Here is a 2,638-nt window from a genome sequence, read left to right as displayed (position 1 = left end):
GCTGTGGATGCAGCACGAATACCCGCTGACTTCCGACGACGCGGTGATGCAGAAGACTCCGGTGACGTTCGACGTGTCGGTGTGGGAGCTGTTCTGGCCTCTGCAGGTCGGTGCCACGCTGGTGATCGCCGCACCGGACGGACACCGCGACCCCGACTACCTCGCCACCCTCATTCGTCGGCACCGCATCACCACGATGCACTTCGTGCCGTCGATGTTGTCGGTGTTCACCGCGGAATCTGCTGTGGTGGTGTGTGATTCGTTGCGGTTGGTGTTCTGTTCGGGGGAGGCGTTGACGCCGGAGCAGGTGTCGCTATTCCGGGCGGTCTGTGGTGCCGATCTGCACAATTTGTACGGTCCGACGGAGGCGGCGGTCGATGTCACGTACTGGGAGACCGGTGCGGCGGACACGGTGACGGTGCCGATCGGGCGTCCGGTGTGGAATACGCAGTTGCATGTGCTCGATGCCCGGTTGCATCCGGTGCCGAACGGGGTGGCGGGGGAGTTGTATCTGGCGGGGGTTCAGCTGGCGCGGGGGTATCTGAACCGGGCGGATCTGTCGGCGGATCGGTTCGTGGCGAATCCGTATGTGGCGGGTGGGCGGATGTATCGGACCGGGGATCTGGTGCGTCGCCGCGCGGATGGGGTGTTGGAGTATGTGGGGCGTACTGATTTTCAGGTGAAGTTGCGGGGGCAGCGGATCGAGTTGGGGGAGATCGAGACGGCGCTGGAGGCGCATTCGGATGTGTCGCAGGCGGTGGTGGTGGTGCACCGCGACGACCTCGGCGAAGAGGCCCTCGTCGCCTACACGGTCGGTGCCGTGAACGTCGCGGCGACCGATCTCCGCGACCACCTCGCCACGATTCTGCCGTCGTACATGATCCCGGCGCACGTCGTGCACCTGGACACCCTGCCGCTGTCGGTGAACGGCAAACTCGACCGCAAAGCGCTGCCGGCACCCGACCTCGACGCGGCAACCACCGACTACCTGGCGCCGCGGACGCCCACCGAGGAGATCGTCGCCGGTGTGTTCGCCGACATCCTGGGGGTCGAGCGGGCCGGTGTCCACGACCACTTCTTCGACCTCGGCGGCAACTCCCTCGTCGCCACCCGACTGGTGTCGCGACTGCGCACGGCGCTCGGCGTCCCGGTGGCGCTGCGCGACGTCTTCGATGCGCCGACCGTCGGCGGGCTCGCGCAACGATTCGACGAAGTCGACCGCGACGCCCACACCTCGACTCCCGCACTGGTTCCGCAGGTGCGGCCTACGCGGGTGCCGTTGTCGCCCACCCAGCAGCGGGTGTGGTTCCTCAACCAGTTCGATACCTCGAGCCCCGTCTACAACCTGCCTCTTGCCGTGCGGTTCTCGGGTGACCTCGACGTCACGGCACTCGGTCGCGCACTCCGCGACCTGCTGGACCGGCACGAATCGCTGCGCACCGTATTCCCCGGCTCCGACACCGGACCCTGGCAGCGCATCCTCGACGCCCCCGACATCGACCTCGGCCTCACCGTCGTCGAGGCCCGGGAGGCCGACCTCGACAACTCGATCCGGACGTTCGCCCTCACCGGCTTCGACGTCACAACCGAGATTCCCGTGCGCGCACGACTGGTGCGCGTACGGGACGACGAACACGTGCTGACGCTGGTGGTGCACCACATCGCCGCCGACGGATGGTCTTTCGCGCCGCTGTCCCGCGACCTGATGGTGGCGTACGCCGCGCACAGCGGCGGCCACGACCTCCAGTGGACGCCGCTGCGGGTGCAGTATGCCGACTACACACTCTGGCAACGAGAACTCCTCGGCGAGGAGGACGACCCGAACTCCCGGGCCGCCCGCCAACTCTCCTACTGGGGAACCGCGCTGGCCGGGCTGCCGGACAGCATCGACCTGCCCACCGACCGACCCCGACCCGCTGTCGCGTCGAAACACGGCGCGACGCTGTCCTGGGAGATCTCGGCGGAACTGCACCAACGCCTGCTGACCCTGGCCCGCACCCAGAACGTCACCCTGTTCATGGTCGCGCACTCCGCCCTGTCGGTGCTGATCAGCAGGCTCAGCGCGACCACCGACATCGCGATCGGCACGCCCGTCGCCGGCCGCGGCGACCGCGACCTCGACGACCTGGTCGGAATGTTCGTCAACACCCTCGTGCTCCGCGCACAGGTGGACCCGGCATCGTCGTTCACCGCACTGCTGCAGCAGGTCCGCGACGTGGACCTCACCGCGTTCACCCACACGGATGTGCCGTTCGAACGTCTCGTGGAGCACCTGAACCCCACCCGCACGGCGGCCCACCACCCGCTGTTCCAGGTCGCGCTGTTCTTCCAGAACCATGCACCCGCGCACCTCGAACTCCCCGGGCTGTCGGTGTCGAGCGAGCCGATCCTCCCCGACGTCGCCGCGTTCGACCTGCAACTCGTCCTCACCGACACTCACGGTGCCGATGGCAGGCCCGGCCCCATCGCCGCCGAGTTCAACTACGCCACCGAATTGTTCGACGAGAGCACGATTCGCTCGTTCGGCGCACAGTTCGTCCGGATCCTCGAAGCTGTGACTGCTGCACCGCAGACGCCGGTCGGCGACATCGCGGTCGCGGACCCCGCCGCGCGCCTCCGGGAACTGGCCGGGTGGAAC

General features: G+C 67.8%; 1 protein-coding gene. It reads left to right on the top strand.

Annotation, left to right across the window (positions count from 1 at the left end; all coding sequences use genetic code 11):
- Positions 1 to 2,638, top strand: a 2,638-nt coding sequence (locus AC1D1G_RS44165) for a condensation domain-containing protein (RefSeq protein WP_477956821.1), incomplete at both ends; no start/stop codon positions are given.

This window comes from Rhodococcus sp. P3_B8 (assembly GCF_056402775.1).
The sequence above is the reverse complement of the archived record's forward strand: the minus strand, read 5'-3'. Positions and strand labels throughout refer to the sequence as shown.